Source organism: Bacillus sp. ISL-35, from assembly GCF_018613355.1.
In the GTDB taxonomy this organism is placed as follows: Bacteria; Bacillota; Bacilli; order Bacillales; family Cytobacillaceae; genus Mesobacillus.
The window spans coordinates 160122-180054 of the sequence record NZ_JAGGQK010000002.1; the positions used below are offsets into that span (position 1 = coordinate 160122).

The 19933-nt window shown below is 43.6% G+C and carries 22 protein-coding genes; 13 read left to right on the forward strand and 9 right to left on the reverse strand.

Annotated features, from left to right (window positions below):
* Positions 1-276: 276 nt before the first annotated feature.
* The 6 genes from J7E38_RS04020 (at position 277) to J7E38_RS04045 (ending at position 6843) form a co-directional block, all read left to right on the forward strand.
* Complete coding sequence (locus J7E38_RS04020; RefSeq protein WP_214704939.1) at positions 277-1554, forward strand: sugar ABC transporter substrate-binding protein; 1278 nt, start codon at positions 277-279, stop codon at positions 1552-1554.
* A gap of 194 nt (positions 1555-1748) precedes the next feature.
* A complete protein-coding gene (locus tag J7E38_RS04025) occupies positions 1749-1913 on the forward strand; it encodes a hypothetical protein (protein WP_214704938.1) in 165 nt (54 codons plus the stop codon).
* Positions 1914-1972: 59 nt separating this feature from the next.
* A complete protein-coding gene (locus J7E38_RS04030; RefSeq protein WP_214704937.1) occupies positions 1973-3256 on the forward strand; it encodes a carbohydrate ABC transporter permease in 1284 nt (427 codons plus the stop codon).
* Position 3257: 1 nt separating this feature from the next.
* Positions 3258-4100 (forward strand): sugar ABC transporter permease, encoded by an 843-nt coding sequence (locus J7E38_RS04035; protein ID WP_214704936.1) that lies wholly within the window; start codon positions 3258-3260, stop codon positions 4098-4100.
* A gap of 71 nt (positions 4101-4171) precedes the next feature.
* The gene (locus J7E38_RS04040; RefSeq protein ID WP_214704935.1) at positions 4172-5704 is read left to right on the forward strand and encodes an alpha-amylase family glycosyl hydrolase; all 1533 of its coding nucleotides are present in this window, start codon (positions 4172-4174) and stop codon (positions 5702-5704) included.
* Positions 5705-5808: 104 nt separating this feature from the next.
* The gene (locus tag J7E38_RS04045; protein WP_214704934.1) at positions 5809-6843 is read left to right on the forward strand and encodes a LacI family DNA-binding transcriptional regulator; all 1035 of its coding nucleotides are present in this window, start codon (positions 5809-5811) and stop codon (positions 6841-6843) included.
* 38 nt (positions 6844-6881) lie between these two features.
* Here J7E38_RS04045 and J7E38_RS04050 read toward each other — a convergent pair whose 3' ends face one another.
* Complete coding sequence (locus J7E38_RS04050) at positions 6882-7748, reverse strand: SDR family oxidoreductase (RefSeq protein WP_214704933.1); 867 nt, start codon at positions 7746-7748, stop codon at positions 6882-6884.
* 188 nt (positions 7749-7936) lie between these two features.
* Between J7E38_RS04050 and J7E38_RS04055 the strand changes: the two genes are divergently transcribed.
* Positions 7937-8116 (forward strand): hypothetical protein, encoded by a 180-nt coding sequence (locus J7E38_RS04055; RefSeq protein ID WP_214704932.1) that lies wholly within the window; start codon positions 7937-7939, stop codon positions 8114-8116.
* 63 nt (positions 8117-8179) lie between these two features.
* On the opposite strand, the gene J7E38_RS04060 is transcribed toward J7E38_RS04055, so the two are convergent.
* Together J7E38_RS04060 and J7E38_RS04065 are read right to left on the reverse strand one after the other, a co-directional pair.
* Positions 8180-9832 carry a CoA-disulfide reductase gene (locus J7E38_RS04060; protein WP_214704931.1) on the reverse strand — a complete coding sequence of 551 codons (1653 nt, stop codon included), beginning with the start codon at positions 9830-9832 and terminating at the stop codon, positions 8180-8182.
* Between the two features lie 346 nt (positions 9833-10178).
* Positions 10179-10670 (reverse strand): YajQ family cyclic di-GMP-binding protein, encoded by a 492-nt coding sequence (locus J7E38_RS04065; protein WP_214704930.1) that lies wholly within the window; start codon positions 10668-10670, stop codon positions 10179-10181.
* Between the two features lie 153 nt (positions 10671-10823).
* Between J7E38_RS04065 and J7E38_RS04070 the strand changes: the two genes are divergently transcribed.
* On the forward strand, positions 10824-11687 hold the full coding sequence (locus J7E38_RS04070; protein WP_214704929.1) for a CvfB family protein: 864 nt from the start codon (positions 10824-10826) through the stop codon (positions 11685-11687).
* A gap of 20 nt (positions 11688-11707) precedes the next feature.
* Here the strand turns inward: J7E38_RS04070 and J7E38_RS04075 are convergent, their stop codons facing one another.
* Entirely contained in the window at positions 11708-11839 is a 132-nt protein-coding gene (locus tag J7E38_RS04075) for a DUF3941 domain-containing protein (protein ID WP_125478228.1), read from the reverse strand.
* A gap of 63 nt (positions 11840-11902) precedes the next feature.
* On the reverse strand, positions 11903-12763 hold the full coding sequence (locus J7E38_RS04080; RefSeq protein ID WP_214704928.1) for a DegV family protein: 861 nt from the start codon (positions 12761-12763) through the stop codon (positions 11903-11905).
* A 129-nt stretch (positions 12764-12892) separates the two neighbouring features.
* On the opposite strand from J7E38_RS04080, the gene J7E38_RS04085 reads away from it, so the two are divergent.
* Complete coding sequence (locus J7E38_RS04085; RefSeq protein ID WP_214704927.1) at positions 12893-13735, forward strand: YitT family protein; 843 nt, start codon at positions 12893-12895, stop codon at positions 13733-13735.
* A 21-nt stretch (positions 13736-13756) separates the two neighbouring features.
* Positions 13757-14545, forward strand: coding sequence for a BsuPI-related putative proteinase inhibitor (locus J7E38_RS04090; protein ID WP_214704926.1), 789 nt, complete (start codon positions 13757-13759; stop codon positions 14543-14545).
* A 40-nt stretch (positions 14546-14585) separates the two neighbouring features.
* Here J7E38_RS04090 and J7E38_RS04095 read toward each other — a convergent pair whose 3' ends face one another.
* From J7E38_RS04095 to J7E38_RS04105, 3 genes are all read right to left on the reverse strand, one after another.
* The gene (locus J7E38_RS04095) at positions 14586-14777 is read right to left on the reverse strand and encodes a DUF3813 domain-containing protein (protein ID WP_214704925.1); all 192 of its coding nucleotides are present in this window, start codon (positions 14775-14777) and stop codon (positions 14586-14588) included.
* Positions 14778-14930 (reverse strand): hypothetical protein, encoded by a 153-nt coding sequence (locus J7E38_RS04100; RefSeq protein ID WP_198528153.1) that lies wholly within the window; start codon positions 14928-14930, stop codon positions 14778-14780.
* Positions 14931-15589: 659 nt separating this feature from the next.
* Positions 15590-16408 (reverse strand): Cof-type HAD-IIB family hydrolase, encoded by an 819-nt coding sequence (locus J7E38_RS04105; protein ID WP_214704924.1) that lies wholly within the window; start codon positions 16406-16408, stop codon positions 15590-15592.
* Positions 16409-16622: 214 nt separating this feature from the next.
* Here J7E38_RS04105 and yjfP point away from each other — a divergent pair, with 214 nt between their 5' ends.
* The 3 genes from yjfP to J7E38_RS04120 all read left to right on the forward strand — a co-directional run bounded on the left by yjfP (position 16623) and on the right by J7E38_RS04120 (position 19085).
* Positions 16623-17390 carry an esterase gene (gene yjfP, locus J7E38_RS04110; protein WP_214704923.1) on the forward strand — a complete coding sequence of 256 codons (768 nt, stop codon included), beginning with the start codon at positions 16623-16625 and terminating at the stop codon, positions 17388-17390.
* Between the two features lie 76 nt (positions 17391-17466).
* Positions 17467-17778, forward strand: a complete 312-nt coding sequence (locus J7E38_RS04115; RefSeq protein WP_214704922.1) for a metal-sulfur cluster assembly factor — start codon at positions 17467-17469, stop codon at positions 17776-17778.
* Between the two features lie 182 nt (positions 17779-17960).
* Complete coding sequence (locus J7E38_RS04120) at positions 17961-19085, forward strand: TIGR04053 family radical SAM/SPASM domain-containing protein (protein ID WP_214704921.1); 1125 nt, start codon at positions 17961-17963, stop codon at positions 19083-19085.
* A gap of 88 nt (positions 19086-19173) precedes the next feature.
* On the opposite strand, the gene J7E38_RS04125 is transcribed toward J7E38_RS04120, so the two are convergent.
* Positions 19174-19872 carry a Crp/Fnr family transcriptional regulator gene (locus J7E38_RS04125; protein WP_215038186.1) on the reverse strand — a complete coding sequence of 233 codons (699 nt, stop codon included), beginning with the start codon at positions 19870-19872 and terminating at the stop codon, positions 19174-19176.
* Positions 19873-19933: the final 61 nt, after the last annotated feature.

Consider the following 19933-nt stretch of genomic DNA (forward strand, 5'->3'; position numbering starts at 1 on the left):
TCCTTTCATTATTAATTCAAGATTAAAACAAGGGTAGAACACCTCTTTTAAAATGTCAATTATAAAAAGTCTGATTCACAAAAAATTAACGAATTCTGTATTTCGGTAAAAAAAATAAAAAAAACTAGTTGTCAAAATGATTTAAGTCTTTATAATAAGAGGTAGGTTGTGCAATCGTTTTCATAGACTTGCAAACAACATTACAAACGTTTGCACAGATTGGGAGACAATCTGCACAATAAAAAGTAACTACACATTTTTAGGAGGGGTATACACATGAAAAAGGCATTGTCAATTTTCATGATGCTGATCTTAATGGTCGGTGCTCTTGCTGCTTGTGGACCTAAAGAAGAAGAAAACACAGGTTCAGAAGGCAAAGGCGAAAAAACAGAAGATGCTTCTAAACCAGAGAAGCTGGTAGTTTGGGAAGACAAAGATAAGTCTGGCTGGCTTGAAAAAGTAGCTGCTGACTTCGAAAAAGAAAACGGTATCAAAATCGAGTTCAAAGAAGTAGAAATGGCTACAAAGATGAAAGAGCAATTACGTCTTGACGGTCCTGCTGGAACTGGCCCGGACATCATCACTCTTCCACATGACCAGATCGGTGAACTTGCTGTTCAAGGTCACATTGCTGAACTAAATGTTAGCGATGATGTGAAGAAAACTTTCTCTGAGTCTTCAATAGCTGCACAAACTTTCGATGGTAAATTATACGGACTTCCAAAGTCTGCTGAAACTCCAGTTTTCATTTACAACAAAGCTCTTATGACTGAAGTTCCTGCTACAATGGAAGACCTTTATGAATTCGCAAAAGCTAACACTAAAGATGGCAAGTATGGTTTCCTTGCACTATGGGATAACTTCTACTTTGCACATGCTCCAATCGCTGGCAACGGCGGATATGTATTCGGGGAAAAAGACGGAGCTCTTGACCCTCAAGATCTTGGCTTGAACAACGAAGGTGCTGTAAAAGGTACTGAGTACATCCAGAAGTGGTACGCTGAAAAGCTATTCCCTAACGGAATCATCGGTGAAAACGGCGGATCTGCTATGGACGGTCTTTTCAACGAAGGTAATGTTGCTTCTGTCATGAACGGACCTTGGGCATTCGGCGGCATGAAAGATGCTGGCATCGATTTCGGTGTTGCTCCATTCCCTAAATTCGCTGATGGCACTCCAATGAAGACTTTCATGGGTGTTAAAGGCTGGCACGTTTCTTCTTACTCTAAGAACCAGGAATGGGCTACTAAGTTCCTTGAGTTCATCACGAACGACGAGAACGCTAAGTATCGTTTCGAGCAAACTGCTGAAGTTCCAACAAACGTAGCACTTGTTGACGATCCTGCAATCGCTGAAAACGAAGGCGCTAAGGCTGTTGCACTTCAGACTCAAGACGCAGTTCCAATGCCAAACATTCCTGAAATGGGTGAAGTTTGGGCACCAATGGCTAGCGCATTGCAAACAGTTGTAACAGGCAAAGCAGAGCCAAAGGCAGCACTTGATTCAGCTGTGAAGCAAATCGAACAGAACATCAAGCAAAACCATTCAAAATAATAGCATCAATAGATATAGCAGTACCTCCCATGGGGGTACTGTTGTATTTTCCAAAGGTATATTCCAATTTTTGTGTTTTTTTGTAAAAGGTATTTGGAAAGTCACAAAGTTTACGAAAACTGCAGTAAAAAAGTCTTTCATTGAGCAAACGGTTGCGCTAGAATAGAGATAAGTCAATCAGGTGCTTCATGAGAGTGAAAACAATAGATTTCAGTGAAATACAGAAACGAACGATTTTCTGTATGAAAGATAATGTATTCGTTCTCATAAAGCATCTGATGCTTTTAACAAGGCGGATTATCGCAGCGGTTGTTGCCTTCACAGACCTGGTTGTTCAAAGTGAGCCAGCTGAAATGTGAACCAGCAATGTTTACGAAAATAGCCTTATCAATTATAGAAAGAGAAAGGGGAATATAGGATGAAAGAGAAGTCCTATCAAACCAACCACCGCAGAATAGCAACAGCCCTTTCGATCATTCCTGGGCTAGGACAGCTATACAACAAACAATACTTAAAGGGAATTGCTTTCCTGATCCTGACTGGCGCATTCTTCGGAGTGTTCTCAGATCTGCTTAACATGGGGCTATGGGGTCTGTTTACACTGGGAGAGCAGACACCAAGAGACCACTCGATCTTCTTGCTGGTAAAAGGAATCCTGGCAGTCATCGTTCTGCTTTTTGGAATCGGTTTCTATCTCTTTAACCTGAATGACGCATACAAAGTCGGCTTGATAAGAGACTCAGGAGAACGCATCACTACTGTTAAAGAGCAATACAATAATCTGATCGACAATGGTTTCCCATATCTGATCATGTCACCGGGTTTCCTGCTCTTGATTTTCGTTGTTGTTTTCCCAATCATTTTCGTAGTCTTGCTCGCATTTACAAACTATGATCTGTACCATTCACCGCCTGCCAAATTGGTTGACTGGGTCGGACTTAAAAACTTCTTTGATTTGTTCCAATTGGAATCCTGGCGCCAGACATTCTTCTCTGTTCTTTCATGGACAATCATTTGGACATTTGTCGCAACAACATTCCAGGTGGCTTTGGGAATGTTCCTGGCCATTCTTGTTAACCAGAAGGATGTTAAAGGGAAGGCGATTATCCGTACAGTCTTCATCCTTCCTTGGGCAGTGCCGGCATTCGTTTCAATCCTAGTATTCGCCGGTATGTTCAACGAATCATTCGGTGCCATCAACCGCGACATCCTCGGAATGTTCGGTATTGACCCGATTCCATGGATGACTGAAGCAGTGTATACAAAAATTGCTTTGATCTTGATTCAGACATGGCTTGGATTCCCGTTCATTTTCGCAATGACAACAGGGGTACTTCAATCCATTCCGGAAGAATTGTATGAAGCAGCCACAGTGGACGGCGCGACAAACTTCCAGAAGTTCAAAAATATCACATTGCCATTGGTGCTTTTCGCAACTGCGCCAATCTTGATCACACAGTACACATTCAACTTCAATAATTTTAATATCATTTATCTCTTTAACGGCGGTGGACCTGCAGTGCCAGGCGCAAATGCCGGCGGAACAGACATCCTGATTTCGTGGATTTACAGCCTGACCATGACATCTGCACAGTATTCAAAAGCTGCTGCCATCACTATGCTGCTTTCCTTGATCGTTATCGGTGTAGCTTTGTGGCAGTTCAAGAGAACGAAATCATTCCAGGAAGAGGATATGATGTAATATGAGTATCAAACGACAGAAATATATCAGACTGACACTAACGTATCTTGTGATTTTGGCCATGTTTGCCATCATTATTTATCCACTCCTCTGGATTGTCGGCTCTTCCTTCAATCCGGGGCAAAGTTTATCCGGTTCGAATATCATCCCGAAAAATGCAACTCTTGCACATTATAAGGAGCTTTTCGATACGAGCAAAAGTGCTTACCTTTACTGGTACTGGAATTCACTGAAGGTAAGTGTCCTGACGATGCTGTTTACTGTCATCCTTGTCAGTTTGACAGCCTATTCATTCTCTCGTTACCGTTTTATCGGACGTAAAAACAGCTTGATGACATTCCTGATCCTGCAAATGATTCCAAACTTTGCAGCATTGATTGCGATTTTCATCCTTGCTTTATTGACTGGCTTGCTTGACACACACTTAGGGTTGATCCTTGTATACGTCGGCGGAGCAATCCCGATGAACACATGGCTCATGAAGGGCTATCTTGACACAATTCCTAAAGAGCTGGATGAATCAGCTAAGATGGACGGTGCTGGACACCTGCGCATCTTTTTCCAGATTGTCATGCCGCTCGCAACTCCAATCATCGCAGTAGTTGCATTGTTCGCGTTCATCGCTCCATTCGGGGATTTCATCCTTGCACGGATTCTGCTAAGAACCGAAGAAAAGTACACACTTGCTGTTGGACTTTATGACATGGTAGCCAAACAGTTCGGTGCAGAATTCACGACCTTCGCGGCTGGTGCTGTTCTGATTGCCGTTCCAATCGCTATCCTGTTCCTGTCATTCCAGAAATACTTTGTATCAGGATTGACGGCTGGCGGAACAAAAGGATAATCTATTAGGGCAGACAAATTTTAAGCAAAGGCCGTGTTCGGCCTTTGCTTAAATTATGAGGAGGAGCGGAGATGAAAAAAAAGTTCATCTTCATCTTGATTCCGTTTCTTCTTTTTTACGCCCTCCCAGCAGGTGCAGTTGAAAAAGAAGGACGCAAATGGCAGGATGAAACAATTTATTTTCTAATGGTTGACCGTTTTAATAACGGTGACAATAGCAATGATTTCAAGGTCGATGCAAATGACCCGAAGGCCTATCACGGAGGCGACTTCCAGGGAGTCATCAACGAGCTGGACTATATTAAGGACATGGGATTCACCGCCATCTGGCTAACGCCTGTATTTGATAATGCCGATAAAGGCTACCATGGGTATTGGACCAAAGATTTCTATAATACAGAAGAGCACTTTGGAAGCGTTGACAAATTCAAAGAGCTTGTTCAAGAAGCGCATAAAAGGGATATAAAAATCATCCTTGATTTTGTCGTTAATCATGTTGCTCCTGATCATGAGTGGGTGAATGATCAGGCCAAGCAGGACTGGTTCCATGAAAAGCAGGATATCATCGACTGGAACAACCAGGATGAGCTTGAGAATAACTGGCTGTACGGGCTTCCGGATTTAGCACAGGAAAATCCAGAAACAAGGAAGTATCTGCTGGATGCGGCTAAATGGTGGATTGAAGAAACGGATATCGATGGATACAGACTTGATACTGTCCGCCACGTACCGGTTGATTTCTGGGAAGACTTTTCAAAAGAAGTGAAGAGCGTCAAAGATGATTTTTACCTGATCGGCGAGGTCTGGTCTGAGGATCCGAATTATATTGCCAAGTATGATAAAGCCGGAATTGATGGCTTTGTAGATTTTCCGTTGAATGAACAGCTGCGGACGGCTTTTGAAAAAACAGATCAGACATTGGACTGGCTATTGACCACGGCGAAAAGAAATAAGACAATCTATGAAAATCCTGAGCTGATGGGGAACTTCATCGATAACCATGATATGGTCCGATTCACAAGGAAAGCTGTCCAGAACAGGCAGCATCCAGGAACGAGATGGAAAATGGCGCTTACTTACATGTATACAGCTCCGGGAATTCCGATTGTTTATTATGGAAGTGAAATTGCGCTTGATGGCGGAGAAGATCCGGATAACCGCAGGCAAATGAGCTTCAGGGCTGATAAGGAATTGATTGATTATGTCACGAAAATTGGTGAGCTTCGGAACGATCTGCCTTCATTGAGAAGAGGTGATCTTGAGGTTTTTTATGAAAAGAAAGGAATGGCTGTTTTCAAGCGGACCTATCAGGATGAAACAGCAGTCATTGCCATCAATAATACATCAAATACGCAGCAAGTCACTTTGACAGCCGATCAGCTGGAGGATGACAAGGAATTGCGCGGTTTGCTGGCGAATGACCTTGTCAGGAGCAAGGATGGGGAATATAATCTGGCGCTCGAGCGGGAGAAAGCTGAAATCTATGTACTCGCCGAGAAAACAGGATTGAACATTCCTTATATAGCCGCAATGGGTGCTGTATATGTGGCCTTCTTCGGCTTCATTTTCCTCCTTTTTAAAAGAAGGAAGAGGAGTAAAGAATAGGGAAATTCAATCCAAAACTTGGCTTGAAAAAATAAACAAAAAAACTGGACAATTCATTTATAATAAAGATAAGGAATTTTTCTGGCAAAAGGGAGGGGAACTTAATGGCTGTTACTATAAAAGATGTTGCGAAGGTTGCAAATGTCGCGCCTTCAACTGTCTCTCGTGTTATCGCCAATAGTCCCAGGATCAGCGAAAAAACGAAGGAAAGAGTCAGGGAGGTTATGGACCAGCTTGGGTATCACCCAAACTTTATCGCCAGAAGCCTTGCTAGCCAATCAACCAGGGCAATAGGGCTTGTCATGCCAAGCTCGACTGATGTTGTCTTTCAGAACCCATTCTTTCCCACTGTCCTGACCGGATTAAGTGAGGGGGCACATGCCAAACAATATGCTCTCCACATGACAACAGGGAAGACAGATGATGAAATCTTCGACGGTGTTGTCGCAATGGTCCAGGGTGGCAGAGTGGATGGTGTGGTTCTTTTATACTCTAAGGTAGAAGACAGGGTCATATCATATTTGAAGGAACGGGATTTTCCATTTGTCGTAATCGGCAAGCCTTTTAAAGATGACGAAAATACAAGTTATGTTGATAATGATAATTTCAAAGCTGGAAAAGAAGTGACCGAGCATCTGATTCAGCTGGGTCATGACCGCATTGCCTTCATCGGGGGGAATCTCGATCTTGTTGTGACGGTGGAGCGCCTGCTCGGCTATGAAAAAGCTTTGAGAAACTCAGGAATCAAGTTAGTAGACGATTACATCATTAATGATGAATTCCTCCGCGAGAGCGGGCAGGATGCCGTTGAAATGCTGCTTTCTCTTGACCATCCGCCAACCGCGATGGTCGTTGCCGATGACCTTATGGCATTGGGAGTTTTGAATAAGCTTGATGAAATTGGAATTGTGGTCCCAAAAGACATTTCAATTGTGAGTTTCAATAATGTATTGATTGCCGAGATGGCAAGGCCGCCACTGACATCTGTCGATATTAACATTTTTGATCTTGGGTTCCAGGCAGCCAAGAGCCTGATTCAAAGAATTGAAAACCCGGATGAGCCAATTAAACGGATTATTGTTCCATTCAAAATTGTTACAAGATTTTCATGCGATCGTCCTAAAGAGTCGCTTGTATAATTAGGGAAAGAGGCAAAGCATCGCTTTGCCTCTTTCTTTTACCCATTAACAATCGTTCCGCCATTGACATGGATTGTCTGTCCGCTTACATAGGTGGAGTCATCGCTTGCGAGATAGACATAGGCCGGTGCTAGTTCAAACGGCTGGCCAGCTCGTCCCATCGGCGCATTCGTGCCAAATTTGGCGACCTCCTCAGCCGTGAATGTGGATGGGATAAGCGGAGTCCAGATCGGTCCTGGCGCTACGCTGTTTACACGTATGCCCTGAGACGCAAGGGACATGGCAAGGGAACGCGTAAAAGAAACAATCGCCCCTTTTGTTGACGAGTAATCAATCAGCTTCTCATTGCCCTTATAGGCTGTTATTGAGGAAGTGTTAATGATTGTGCTTCCTTTTTTAAGGTGAGGAAGAACCGCCTTCGTCAAATGGAAAATCGAGAATACATTCGTGCGGAACGTCTTCTCCAGCTGCTGTGCAGAGATATCAAGCAGGCTCTTTTGCGGATGCTGCTCAGCTGCGTTATTGACAAGGATGTCAATTTTGCCGAACTCATCAAGTGTTTTCTTGGCAGCATCTTCACAGAACTGCTCGCTCCCTACGTCACCGGACAGCAGCAGGCATTTCCTGCCCTCAGCCTCAACAAGCTCCTTCGTCGTTTTGGCGTCATTGCTTTCCTCAAGATAGACAATTGCTACATCAGCACCTTCTTTCGCATAATAGATGGCCACTGATTTGCCAATGCCACTATCCCCTCCAGTGATCAAAGCAACCTTGCCAGATAATTTCCCGGACCCTTTATAATTTTCATCTACAGATTTCGGTTCAGGATGCATCTCCGGCTCCGTACCAGGCTGATGATCCTGATGCTGAGGCGGAAACCCCTGTTTATTCTTTTCGTTAGCCATAGAACACGTCACTCCTTCGATTTGATTCAACACTTATTAAATTCCTTTAAAACCCAGAGAAAAAACATGGAAATTCCTTCTTTAAAATTCGTGTGACTTAAAATGACGGATAAAAAAGGAGGAAAAGAGGTGATTTCTGTCCGTCATGAAGGCGATGACGGACAAAAAAGGAGGGCCGTGGCGGATTTATGTCCGTCATGAAGGCGATGACGGACAAAAAAGGAGAGCCGGGCGGGATTTCTGTCCGTCATGAAGGCGATGATGGACAAAAAAAGGAGAGCGAGGCCGAAATTCTGTCCGTCATTAAGGGGATGATGGACAAAAAAAGGAGAGCCAGGGCAAATTTTTGTACGTCAGAGAGGCAATGATGAGCTAAAAGGGAGATTCTCTCCATCAAAAAAACGGCCCCTCTAAGGGAGCCGCTTTAATCATTACTTAAGTTTATTTTTAAAGATAGAGTAAGTCTTGTAACCGCCAGTCAGGTTCTTGACTTTGAATCCATTCTGCTGAAGGATTCGGGAAGCAAGGTAGCCTCTTAAGCCAACCTGGCAAGTGATCAGGATTGTTTCGTCTTTTGGAAGCTCGTCAAGACGGCTGCGAAGGTCATCGAGCGGGATGTTCTTTGTACCTTCGATTTTGCCTTGGGCATGTTCCTTTTCGGTACGAACGTCGATCATGAACGCACCTTCCTTGACCAGGGCATCCACCTCATAGTGCTGGACAGTTTCAATTGTACCATCAACAATATTGGATGCTACGTAACCAGCCATGTTCACTGGATCTTTAGCAGAAGAGAATGGTGGTGCGTAAGCAAGTTCAAGCTCCTGAAGGTCATAGACACTCAAGCCGCCTTTGATTGCAGTTGCAATGACATCAATTCGCTTGTCGACACCATCTTTACCGACTGCCTGTGCACCGAAAATCTTGCCTGTTTCTCTGTCGAAGATGACTTTAAGCGAGATTTGCTCTGCACCAGGATAATAGCCAGCATGTGACAGCGGGTGAATATGGACCACTTCATATGGAATTCCAAGTCTGCGCAATAGCTTTTCACTGTTACCAGTAGTAGCTGCTGTCAATTCGAAGACTTTAACGATGGAAGTACCAAGTGTACCAGGGTATGCGATTTTACGTCCATTGATATGATGTCCAACAATATGTGCCTGGCGGTTGGCAGGCCATGCGAGCGGAATCATCGTTGGCTGACCATTGATGTAATCAGTCACTTCGATTGCGTCTCCCATTGCATAGATGGATTCATCAGAAGTCTGCAGATATTCATTTACCTTAATCCCGCCGCGTTCTCCAAGGTCAAGGCCAGCATCTGCTGCTAGTTTGTTTTCCGGACGTACACCGATTGACAGGATGATCAATTCTGCATCAAGGGTGTTTCCGCTTTCGAGGACCACCTTTGTGCCATTTTCCTGTACATCTGTGATTCCATCGCCAAGAATCAGCTCAATGCCATTCTTTCTCAACTCATCTTCAACAATTGCCGCCATTTCTGGATCGACTGGACCCATTACCTGTGGCAATTTCTCTACTAAAGTGACATTCACTCCGGCGTGGACAAGGTTTTCTGCCATTTCAAGGCCGATGAAGCCGCCGCCGATCACAACGGCATTCTTTGGTTTGTTGTCTTCAAGATAGGCTTTGATCTTATCCATATCAGGAATATTTCTAAGCGTGAATACATTTGCGCTCTTCAGTCCTTCGATTGGAGGGACGATTGGCTTTGCTCCCGGTGATAAAACAAGAACATCATAGCTTTCAGTGTATTCTTCACCTGTCTGGACATGTTTAATAGAAACTGTTTTTTCTTCACGGTTGACTGCAGTCACTTCTGAGAAATTGCGGATATCAAGGTTGTAGCGTGCATTCATGCCTTCAACAGTTTGAAGAAGCAATTTTTTGCGGTCTTCAATTACCCCGCTGATATGATATGGCAATCCGCAGTTTGCGAAAGAAATAAATTCTCCTCTTTCAAAAAGTACGATTTCAGCTTTTTCATCAAGTCTTCTAAGTTTGGTTGCAGTAGTTGCTCCACCTGCTACGCCGCCTACGATTACGATTTTTTTACCCATTGTATGATCATCCTTTCGGTCGAAAAAAATAATGTTTTTATACCCCTACTGGTATATTAACTCGAAAATAGGGGGAATCCAATAGAACTTTGTGAAGGATTTGTGAAAGTTATTTCAAATTCCCTATTCCAAACAGATAAATATCACACCGGATTAATACATACATTTTAACGTGTAAATAGGAGAATACCGTAGGTGGTTTGTGAACCATTCATGAACAATTAGAAATAAGGCATCACTTTTCGTTTTTCTGGGGACAGAACTGTATAAATTAATTTATATAAAACAAAAACGGACGATGTTCTCCAAAGTCCGTTTTCTTGCCATATATAGTATTGCCTTGCTTTTAACGATAATTCACGAATTGAACATCAACGGTCAGATCAGCTTCCTTGACGGCGGCAATGATCTTTTGCAGGTCATCGCGATTCTTCCCTGTCACGCGCACCTGGTCATCCTGGACCTGGCTCTTGACCTTTAGGCCGCTGTTTTTTATGACTGTGTTGATTTTTTTTGCATTTTCCTTGTCAATGCCCTGCACCAGCTTTGCCCTTTGGCGCACAGTACCGCCTGAAGCACGTTCTATTTTTCCATAATCCAGATTTTTTATCGGGATTCCGCGTTTGATCATTTTGCTGAATAGAACATCCTTCAACTGGTCAAGCTTAAATTCATCATCGGAAACCAGGACGAGTTCTTCCTTATCTAGTGAAATATCACTTTTGCTTCCTTTAAAGTCGTAACGGTTCTGGATTTCCTTCATCGCTATGCTGATCGCATTGGTGACTTCGGACATCTCTACTTTGGATACAATATCAAATGAGCTCTCTTTGGACATGTGGCTACCTCCGGGTTATGTAATTTAGGCAGCGCCATAGACATTGATTGTCGAGGCGCTTTCGCTTTTGCTTACATTATAGTAAAATATAGCAGTTCAAACAACTTTGCGTAATTCAGGAAAGATGTTAATAACAAGGCAGGAGGGAATTTTATGTCCTTGAATGAATATACAGGTCAGACTATGGAATTGACCGTAGCACGAATAGTGGATTTCGGCTACTTTTTATCGGATGGAGAAGAAGATGTTCTGCTCCACTCCAATGATACCGACCGTACCTTTGAAGAAGGGGAAAAGGTCGAGGTGTTCCTGTTTGTGGAATCGAGAGGCAGGCTGGCTGCGACGACCACGATTCCTAAGGTCCAAGTGGGACAATATGAATGGGTACCGGTTGTCGATGTAAAGGAAGGGCTCGGAGTATTTCTGGATATTGGCATCAGTAAGGATATTCTGCTGGGTGAGGAAGATTTGCCGGTTGTCCAGTCGGTTTGGCCTCAAAAAGGGGACTTGCTTTATATTACGCTCAGGGTGAATCGCAATAATATGATTTACGCTCGTATGGCTACGGATCCTGTCATCCAGGAAATCTCTGTTGCAGCGGACAGGAGTGCTTTCAATAAGAATGTACACGGCTATGTGTACCGCACGGCAAGGGTTGGCAGCTGGATGATCACTGCTGAAGGATACAAAGGTTTTATCCATGAATCACAGCGCCGTACAGAGCCGCGGATTGGCGAAAAAGTCGAAGGACGAATTATCGATGTGAAGCCAGACGGTTCCGTCAATATCTCCCTGCTGCCACGCAAGCAGGAGGCACTAGATGAGGATGCTGAGAAAATCATGGCATATCTTGACCAGCGGAATGGAGCAATGCCTTACCATGACAAGAGCATGGCTGAGGATATCCAGGAACGCTTTGGCATGAGCAAAGGCTCTTTCAAACGCGCACTGGGAAGGCTGATGAAAGAAGGCAAAGTGTATCAGGAAGAAAATTGGACATATAAAAAAGAAAAATAGAGCCGGTGGGCTCTATTTTTTTACAGGTGATCTGTCTTCTTGGAATATTCGTTCTTGCCAGCCTTCCTGTTCTTTTCACGCATCATATTTTTTTCATGGCGAAGGGCATTATTGTCCTTTGCTTTTTTATCGTTATCAGATGTATGCGGCATAATAAAAACTCCTTTCAGGTTAGGTACATTTTATTTTTCCTAAAACCTGAAAGGAGTATGTAGTTATGATGGCTGTTTATTTAAAAAGAAGATGGCGATTGTGCCTGGGCCGGTATGGGAGCCAACCGCGGCACCGATCGAAGTAATATAGACATCCTTTGCATGAAGCTCTTCAAGGATCATATTTTTCATCTCATCCGCTGTCTCGAGGTCATCTGCATGGCTAATGCCGACTACCTGTTCCTCAAAAGCCACTCCACGTTCCTTCATTACTTCGATGATCCTTCGCAACAGCTTCTTCTTACCGCGGATTTTTTCCAGCGGAACTAATTTGCCGTCTTCAACATTGAGCAATGGCTTGATATTCAAAAGCCCGCCAACAAAGGCAGAAGCTTTTGACACTCGTCCGCCCTTTGCAAGGTGGTCAAGATCATCGACAGAAAATAAATGCTCCATATGCTCGCTATGGAATTGCACGGCTTTAACGATTTCCTCTTTAGAAAAGTTTTGCTTTGCCATGCGGACTGCTTCCATGACAACAAGTCCTTGTCCTAGTGAAGCACATTTTGTATCGATTATCGACAAGTTGAAATCAGGATAATCTTCTTTAACCTGTCCGGCAATCATTACTGCTGTTTGGTACGTACCAGATAACTCAGAGGAGAATGCTATGTATATACCTTCTTGTTTATTTTCAGCCATTTCTGTAAAAACTTCTTTAAAACCAGCAGGGGAGGCCTGTGAGGTTTTAGGAAGATTGCCAGCACGTATTGCGTCATATACCTCTTTAGGCTGGATTGTTCTTAAATCTTCATATTCTGTCCCATCAATATGGACTTTTAACGGGAATAAAATAGCGCCATTTTCTTCATAAAAATCCAATGGCAAATCACATGCACTGTCAGCCAAGATTTTCACTGACATCACTTTCACCTGCTTTCAACCTTTATATGTTAATAGTTTATCGGGAATATGGGAAAAAGACAATTAAATGTAGTGATTTTCGGCAAAATAGGGGTACAGGAAGAATAGAAAAGAATAAGGGGGATTTAAATGGTCTGGTTGGAAACAAAAAAAGTCATCATCGTGGTGATCGGTGCATTTTTGAATGCTTTGTCACTGAATTTCTTCTTAATCCCGGCAAATGTCTATGCAAGCGGCTTTACCGGTATTGCACAGCTCGTTTCGAGCATACTTGGTGAATTTGCGCCATTTAATATATCTACAGGAATCCTTCTTTTACTGCTGAATATTCCGGTGACAATCCTTGGCTGGATGAAGGTAGGGAAATCATTTACCTTTTATAGCTTCATTTCAGTATTGCTTTCATCATTCTTTCTTGAAATCCTTCCGGTAAAAGAAGTATCGAGTGATATCCTGCTGAATGCCGTGTTTGGAGGAGTCATTGCTGCGCTGGGTGTTGGGCTGACTTTAAAATGGGGGGCTTCAACTGGAGGCATGGATATTATCGCAATGGTACTTTCCCGCATGAAGGATCGCCCGGTTGGTACATATTTCTTTACATTGAATGGCATCATTATAATGACTGCTGGTTACATCTTTGGCTGGGAAAATGCGCTTTACACTCTTGTCGCTCTCTATGTGTCGACCCGGGTGATCGATGCGATCCATACCCGTCATGAAAAATTGACAGCGATGATCGTCACCAAGAAATCGGATGAATTAAAGAAAGCGATCCATGACAAGCTTGTCCGCGGCATTACATTGCTCCCTGCAAAAGGGGCTTTCTCCGGGGAAGAGAAAGAAATGCTGATCATTGTTGTTACAAGGTATGAATTGTATGACCTTGAACATATCATCAAGGAAGTCGATCCACATGCTTTCACCAATATTGTGGAGACAGCCGGGATCTTTGGATTTTTCAGGCGTGAATAAAAGTTGGAACGGGGGTTTGAAATGAAGAAATTCAGCTTGTTAATCATTTTGCTTTTGATGGCCGTTGCACCGGCACTGGCGATCGGGCAGGAAAAGCAGACACCAGAAAAATCGGAGTTCAGTTTTTACATTGACCCTATAGCTGGTCCCGAACATGCTGAGTTTGAGCTGACTTTGCAAAACCATGGGGATGGAGAATTGGTATTTGAATTTCCTACCTCCCAGAAGTATGAAATCATCGTAATGGATGGCCAAAAGAATAAGGTTTATCAATTTTCCGAGGGCAAGGCATTTACCCAGGCGTTTGAAAAACTGGCGCTAAAACCGCACGAGACGATCAAATGGCGGGAAAGCTGGGATTATAAAAAGGATGGAACAAGGGTCAAAGAAGGAGAATATGGTGTTACTGTACAATTGAAAGCAATAACCGTTAACGGAAAAACAATCACAGACAAACAGCAGTTGACCGATCAAAAGCAAATATACATTCCAGGCGAAAATCCCGTCTTTAAAGGCATTCTGTCTGAGGGAGGCAACGGCTCGTACAAGATATCAGGGGAAGCGAGACCAATCGGCGGGAAATTCTTCTATACTGTCGAGGATGGACATAACCAGTTGATTGCTGAAACAGAAGTTGTCCAACAATCAAAATACCCGAAATGGCACCCTTTTTCGATTGAGGTTGCAATTCCTGAAAATAAGCTGCCGCAAAACGGATCGCTCATTCTCAATCTTTACGAACGCAGTAAGGAGGGCGAAATCATCCACACCTATCCGGTATTGCTCGAAAGGTTCAATCCAAATAAATAAGGCAAAGCAAAAGCTGGCGGGATTCCCGCCAGCTTTGCTGTTACTGGTTTTCAATTGAATTCAGCTCGTCCTGGAATGACCTTAGCTGCTCTTTTTCCGCCATCGTTGTATTGGCATATGCGGAAGAAAGAGCATTTTTCGCTGTGCTGATGGCTGCAGCTTGTTCCGCAGGCTCTGCAGTTTGAGCTAATTGGACAGCCTTCCTAGCTTCCTGAAAAAGCCTGTTTCCCATTTAAATCCCCCCTAAAGAGGACTCTCTGACATTCGCCATCTTTTGAGCTTCAGCCTCGGCATACGTGGTGTGGTAAGGGATTCTTTGAGAATGCTTGGAGACAGTATCTACCCCTTGCTGTACAAAACGCTTGGATTTATTGCTTTTACCCATCGTTTTACCCCTCCATCTACGAGCGAATTTTGAAACAGTCAATCTGGCTGCTTCAATCATAGTATGCTCTTTTAGTGGAAAAACAATCGGGATCGAACCAGGTTCGAGTTGGCAGGTTCAGACATTTTTTAACCTGGAAAATGAGTGGAGACTTCTGAATCCAGACCTTCTATCGGACAACCAGGAGCGAGAGATGTCCGAAAGAGCTCTCCTATCGGACGAACGGAAGCAGGTGGAGAGGAAAAGTGTCCGATAGAGCCCTCCTATCGGACAAATGGAAGCGGATGTGCAGGAAAAGTGTCCGATAGAGCCCTCCTATCGGACAAACAGAAGAGGTGGGAGAGGAAAAGTGTCCGATAGGGCCTACCTATCGGACAAACGGAAGCGGATGTGCAGGAAAAGTGTCCGATAGAGCCCTCCTATCGGACAAACAGAAGCGGATGGGCATGAAAAGTGTCCGATAGGGCCTTCTTATCGGACAAACAGAAGAGGTGGGAGATAAAAAGTGTACAATAGAGCCCTTCTATCGGACAAACGTAAGCGGGTGGAGGAGGGAAAGTGTCCGATATAGTCCTTTTATCGGACAAACCAAAACAAGAAGAAATACAAAAATGTCCGATAGAACTCTTTTCTATCGGACAAATCACTTCTCATTAATTCTATAGTGCTTTCAGATTCAGCAGATCGTTCAAATACACACCAATTCCGTCTTCTTCATTGGTCAGGGTCATGTCGTTGGCGATATTTTTCACATCGGCCACGGCATTGCCCATCGCGATTCCCCGGCCTGCATATTCCAGCATCTCTAAATCATTGTCTTCATCGCCAAATGCAATAATCCGCTCAGCAGGAATTTGGAAATAATCAGAGGCCTTCTTTAGCCCAACAGCTTTATTCAAGCCGTTTTTGACGATTTCGACGACATGGAAGGGTGCTGCCCAGCTTCTATGGTCGATCACTTCTGCATGGACTTCAGAAAGGTGAGCGCGGATCTTGCGGACATGCTCCTCATCTGAATGGATCAGCATACTAGTCGGTGATGCCTTAAGATAGCGCCTTAAATCACCAGTTGTAATATTTGGGTTTCCCATGTTGAAAATGTCCATCAATTTTTCATCATGATAATGGACATAAACATCATCGATCACTTCGGCGATGATATTGTAGAATTTAAAATCATCGAGTGCTTCGACAATGTCCTTGGCAACATCGATTGATAGAGGGGAATGGTGGACACCCCAGCTGCTGTCAAGCGGATGGTGGATGAACGCTCCATTGAAATTGACAATCGGTGTGTCAAGCTGCAGCTCATGGTAATACATTTCACTCGAACGGAATGGTCTTCCTGTAGCGATCATCACTACATGCCCTTCTTCACGCGCTTTTTTGATGACGCGTTTGTTCCGTTCAGAGATCTTTTTATCATCTGTAAGTAATGTGCCGTCCAGGTCTAAAGCGATTAAATGTTTTTCAGCCATAAATACTCCTTCTTCTCTCTGTTTTTTAAATCCTATGCGTATGATTGGCTCTTTTTTCATAAGAGTTCTACAATACCTATATTGGATGGTGGTTTATTTCTTCTTATAACCACTATGGTAACCATTTTACATTTAAATTGTAAAAAAATCATATTCCATACTTTAAAGCACGGTAAAATTTAAGGTCCGTTCGCACAATTTGGAGGGTTATTCAGTGATTTTAGTCGAAAAGAAACGCATTCAAGATATTCCCGTTCTCCATATCGTAAAACAAAATCAATTTTCAGATAGAATGCCACTGATTGTTTTTCTGCATGGTTTTACAAGCACAAAGGAACGAAACATGCATTATGCCTATCTTTATGCCGAAAAAGGGTTCAGGGTCATCATGCCTGAGGCGAAATATCATGGAACCCGCAGTGAGGGATTGTCTGAAACAGAGCTTGGCTTCCGTTTCTGGGAAATCGTCATTACCTCCATCGAAGAGCTTTCATTGATTAAAGCAGAGTTGGTTGAAGAAGGACTCGTAGACCCTTCGAGAATTGGTGTAGCTGGAACGTCAATGGGCGGCATCACCACGCTTGGCGCGATGGCTAAATATGACTGGATCAAGGCCGGCGTAAGTCTGATGGGCAATCCTTCATATGAACAGTTTGCTTTGTGGCAGCTGAATGAAATGGAAAAACGGAATGTGAAAATCAATATATCAAAGAAAGAAATTTCAGATTTGCTCAATCAGCTGAAACAGTACGACCTCAGCCAGCAGCCTGAAAAACTAAATAAACGTCCGCTGTTGTTCTGGCATGGCAGGATGGATCCAGTAGTACCGTATCAATCCGCCTATCATTTTTATGAGCAAAACAGGAAAAACTATGAGGGAACAGAAGGAATGTTTGAGTTCATTACAGATGAACATGCCGGGCATAATGTTTCAAACGCTGGTGTAGAGGCTTCGGCAGAGTGGTTTGCTAAGCATATCTGATGCCTCCCGCTTTTAATGGGAATGAATCATTGTTATGATAGAAACAGGTAAAGCATTAATAAAGGAGTGTTCACCGATGGATGAAGAATTAAAAGAGAGCATTATGGGTGCGCTTGAGATGGTCGTTGACCCTGAACTTGGCGTCGATATCGTGAATTTAGGGCTTGTATATGATGTTGATTTGAATGAGGAAGGGCTTGCAACGGTAACGATGACCCTGACCTCAATGGGCTGCCCGCTTGCCGGCACAATTGTTGAACAGGTAAAACTAGCACTTGCCGACCTCCCAGAAATCAAAGATACAGAAGTGAACATTGTCTTCAACCCGCCGTGGTCAAAAGACATGATGTCACGTTACGCGAAAATTGCCCTCGGTGTAAGGGATTAATCAGCCTTTTGAAACAGCAGGAAATCTCCTGCTGTTTTTTATTTATTGTTTCAGAATCGCAGGTCACAAAATTGTCATAGAAAAAGAGCAATAGGCGATCATTTATGTGAGTTAGTTCACTTAAACATGTTGGAAACACTTATATACTTTTTATATAGAGAAGTACTTAAGGAGGCGCCAATATGTTTGAAAGAGATTTTAACAAAGACCCATTCATTGTGATTTGGGAACTTACGAGAGCCTGCCAGTTGAAATGCCTGCATTGCCGTGCGGAGGCACAATATAGAAGAGACCCGCGTGAACTGTCTTTCGAAGAGGGAAAAGCGCTGATCGATCAAATATACGAAATGAATAATCCGATGCTTGTGTTCACAGGTGGAGACCCATTAATGAGGGAGGACGTTTTTGATATCGCTGAGTACGCTGTGAAAAAAGGTGTACGTGTATCTATGACACCAAGTGCAACACCGAATGTCACCAAGGAAGCAATCGAGAAGGCAAAAGCGGTCGGTCTATCAAGATGGGCATTCAGCATCGACGGGCCCACAGCAGAAATCCACGACCACTTCAGGGGAACAGCCGGTTCCTTTGATTTAACGATGGAAAGGATCAAGTATTTGCACGAGCTGGAAATTCTAATACAAATCAATACGGTCATTTCACGATATAATATAGATTATTTAGATGAAATGGCAAAAATGGTTGAAGATCTGGATTGTGTCCTTTGGAGCGTATTTTTCCTTGTCCCGACAGGACGCGGCCAGGAAAAGGACATGATTTCTCCAGTAGAGCATGAAAAAGTGTTCCAGTGGCTATATGATTTGAGCAAACGAGTAAAGTTTGACATAAAAACAACAGCTGCGCAGCACTACCGCCGGGTTGTTATCCAGCAAAAGATGCGCGAGGCCAGGGACCATACAGACGAAATCAACTACTTGACGGCGCTGACAAATGAAGGATTGACCGGATCCATCGATGGTCTTGGCCGGGCTCCAAAAGGGGTGAACGATGGAAATGGGTTTGTATTCATATCCCATACAGGAGACGTCTTCCCGAGCGGATTGCTTCCGGTTAAAGCAGGGAATGTCCGGGAACAGCCTCTTGCTGAAATCTACAGGGAATCTCCTATATTCAAGTCATTGAGGAATCCTGATGAATACAAAGGGAAATGCGGTGTTTGCGAGTTCAGGCATGTATGCGGAGGGTCTCGTTCGCGGGCATATGCCATGACAGGAGATTACCTGGAGAGTGAACCGTTCTGCGTGTACATTCCGAAAGCGCTGAGAAAACAAAAGCAGGAAAGCTAACAAAAGGAATGAAAAAAGCAGCTCCGTGTCAAACGGGCTGCCTCATCATAGAAAAGCGAGTGGAGCTCAGCTCCACTCGCTTTTTATATTAGTCGATTGAACAGAAAACCGCCGGACAATTTTCACAGCCGATTTCCTGGCGTAAATAATCTACATCATGGATCAGGATTTTTCCTTTTTTAATGGAGATGATCCCTTCACGCTTCAAGTCATTCAGAATCCTGTTTGTACTTTCACGTGATGTGCCGCAAAAATTGGCCAGTTCCTGATTTGTTAACGGCAGGTCAATCAGAATGCCGGTATCTTTATGGATCCCATAGCTGTTTGTCATCCTGATCAATGTGGAGAAAAGTGCTCCTTTTTTCCCGTTAAGGACTAAATCACGGAATTTAGTCTGTGTTTTGCGGAAATGGTCGCTCATCCATTTCATGAATTCGAATGCGAGCGATGGGTTTTGGAAAATCTCCTTTTCGATCACATCTTTCCTGATTGCGGAAATGGTTGCATCCTCCAGGATCAATGCGCTAAGCAAATATTTTGGTGCTTCGGTAAACAGGGTCAATTCCCCGCATAGATCATTTTCCCCGCAAATCCTTAACGCCAGTTCACGGCCATCCTGGGTGACCTTGCTAATCTGCACCTTGCCGCCAAGAATCAAATAAAGCTCCTCTGCCTCCATGCCTTCCTGGAACAAGTATGTGCCCTTCTTAACCTTGAATGTCCGGTCTGCAAACTGGAGCAATTCTTTAATTTCTATTGAATGAGTCACTTTCGTTGTGTTTGGCATGGTCATCACCCTTTTTTAGATTTTAAGCTTCCGTGGCTTTTCGTTATTGAGACAATAATAA